Origin of the sequence: Metabacillus niabensis, assembly GCF_902829255.1 — a bacterium.
Taxonomy (GTDB): Bacteria; Bacillota; Bacilli; order Bacillales; family Bacillaceae; genus Metabacillus; species Metabacillus niabensis.
Genome location: NZ_CADEPK010000346.1, coordinates 1 through 2,687, shown reverse-complemented (window position 1 = coordinate 2,687; position 2,687 = coordinate 1). Strand labels below are relative to the sequence as shown.

General features: G+C 33.3%; 2 protein-coding genes and 1 pseudogene. 2 read left to right on the top strand and 1 reads right to left on the bottom strand.

Going from position 1 to position 2,687, the window contains the following annotated elements; all coding sequences use genetic code 11:
- Nucleotides 1–1,100, top strand: a 1,100-nt coding sequence (locus HU235_RS19660) for a helix-turn-helix transcriptional regulator (RefSeq protein WP_174881313.1), incomplete at its 5' end; no start/stop codon positions are given.
- A 190-nt stretch (nucleotides 1,101–1,290) separates the two neighbouring features.
- Here HU235_RS19660 and HU235_RS19655 read toward each other — a convergent pair.
- Nucleotides 1,291–2,160 carry a carbohydrate ABC transporter permease gene (locus tag HU235_RS19655; protein ID WP_145582641.1) on the bottom strand — a complete coding sequence of 290 codons (870 nt, stop codon included), beginning with the start codon at nucleotides 2,158–2,160 and terminating at the stop codon, nucleotides 1,291–1,293.
- Nucleotides 2,161–2,491: 331 nt separating this feature from the next.
- On the opposite strand from HU235_RS19655, the pseudogene HU235_RS24915 reads away from it, so the two are divergent.
- Nucleotides 2,492–2,687: pseudogene (locus HU235_RS24915) on the top strand (sugar ABC transporter permease); the annotation flags it as partial.

The window sequence follows — 2,687 nt, the reverse complement described above, 5'->3', positions numbered from 1 at the left end:
ATTTATATGTATTAGCAATTCAATTTGATAGTTTAGAAGATAATGCATATACGAGAAAGGACAAAGATCTGTTATTGTTTTCGATAAATCAAATTGTATCAGACATCATTCGTGAAGATGAGAAGCTAACTCCTACTGTTATCGATTCAACTACACAGGCAACAATTTTTATTTGTCAGAATAAAAACTTCGAACAACATAATTTAATTATTAATCAATACGCTGAAAAAATTCAAAAAACGGTTAAGGAAATATTCAATTTAACAATTAGCATCGGGGTTAGTAGTCCGTTTGAAAGGCTAACAGATTGTAAGCAAGCACTTAAGCAAGGGATTGAGGCGTTAAAATTCCGCTTAAAGGTTGGAAAGGAATCAGTTATTTTCTATGAAAGTGTGTCAGCGATTTTTAATTCACAGCAAATAAAAACATATTTTCCAAAAATCGTAGAGAATCAGCTGTTTGATGCGATAAAACTAGGGGAAAGCGGAAAAGCAAAAGAGCTACTCCATCAATTATTTGCAGATTTATATAAAAATAATACAAATCCCCATGAGCTAGAAGTAAGTATTATGAGGTTTTTAAATGATCTGATTGGATTAATGCAGGTCATGGGAATGGAAACATTAATCATTGAAAATCATAAAACAATCTATAATGCGATTTCTGATATGAAAACCTCTGAGGAAATCGAAATGTTTGTGAAGAATAAAATCATTTATCCGATGGTTGATGCAATTGGTGAGAGAACGGATTCACAAAATAAATCAATATCGGAAAAGATTCTTGCGATTATTCATAATGAATATGATACGGAATTATCTTTGGAAATTATCGCATCCCGTCTTCATTATAATAAAAACTATTTAAGCAGCATTTTTAAGAAGGAGTTCAAGCAATCATTTAGTGAGTATCTTGCACTTTATCGTTATGATATGGCTAAAAAGTGGCTTCTTCAAACAAACATGTCAGTAAAAGAAATATCGGAAAGATTACAATATAAAAATTCACAAAATTTCATTCGATCCTTTCGGAAAATTGAAGGCACAACACCTGGAAAGTATCGGGATTTACATCGAGAAGATTCGTTTTCATTTGAATGAAAAGAGGGTGACTCAAAAGGTTCAGCCCCCTCCAACAAACACTGATATATAGTAAACTAACCTCATCATTAGTTTATATATTGTGTTTGAGGGTCTGAACCTTTGTTTTTGAGTCACCCTCTTATTTTTATGAATAGTTGTAGGAAGCGAAGAGGAATATCCCTCAATCGCATAAGCGCTTACATTTTAATTATGCCTTTACAGAACCAACAAAAGCACCTTTAACAAAGTATTTTTGTAAAAATGGATATAGGATAAGCATTGGTAATGTTGCAACTGTAATAACAGCCATTTTTACTGTTTGAGCAGGTGGTACGATATCGACTGATGTTGCATCTGCCTGCATTCCACTTGAAACGATAACAATTTGACGAAGTAGAACCTGAATTGGCCACTTTGTTGAATCATTGATATAAAGGATTGCGTTTGTATATTCATTCCAATATGCAACTGCATAAAACAGTGAAATGGTTGCAATAGATGGAAGTGATAATGGAAGGATAATTTTAAAGAAAATCATAATATCATTGTATCCATCCATTTTAGCTGATTCTTCTAAGCTATCAGGAATTGCTTGAAAGAAGTTTCTCATAATAATTAAGTTAAATGCATTAATCGCAACAGGGAGAATTAATGCCCAATAAGAATCGATGAGCCCAACATTTCGAACAACGAGGTATGTTGGAATCATACCGCCGCTAAATAGCATTGTAAAGACGATGATAAAATTAATGCCCTTTCTACCATATAAATACTTTCGTGATAATGAATAAGCCATAAAGGCAGTTAAAATCATGCTTACTAATGTACCTACACCTGTTACACCAATTGATACGGCAAAGCTTCTAAATATAGTTGGTGTTGAAAAAATATATTGATATGCATCTAATGTAAAGGTTGTTGGAAAAAGGATAAATGTTTTTTCAACAACCTCTTGTGTTGTTGCGAATGAACTTGAAATGACATTCACAAATGGGATAAGACAGGCTAGAGCAATAATTAATAAGATGGTGTAGTTAAAAAAGTTAAAGAGACGACTACCTAGTGATTTTTCGTGCATTTGCTAAATCCCTCCTTGTAGAATAAATAGTTACCTTTATGTGTTGCTTTGATCACACTATAGCAATCGTAAGAATGGTACGTCTATAATCATCTTTACATAACCTTACTAGGTTCAGTATTCGTATGAAAACATGTATTGTTACATTGTCCATTTAACGATAATCAATAAGGAGCAATCGTAATCATTTTCTTAGATAATATCGAGAAAGCGCTTACTAAAACTGTCAGTACTGCGTTTCTAACGGAATGATTGTAGACGTAATACGAAAAAATAACGTACCTTTAGCTTGTAAACAATAAGGGGAATAAAACTAAAGGAGGTATACGTTGTGAGAGATGCACCCGTTCCTGTAAGAAATCAACATGAAGCTCCACCTGCTATCGATAAGAAAGCACTCAAGCAAGAACTAAGGCGAAGGAACATCGCGAGCATTGGTCGAAACAAATACTTATATTTTATGATTTTACCCGGTCTCTTGTACTTTATTATTTTCAAGTACGTTCCAATGGGGGGCCTCATTATTG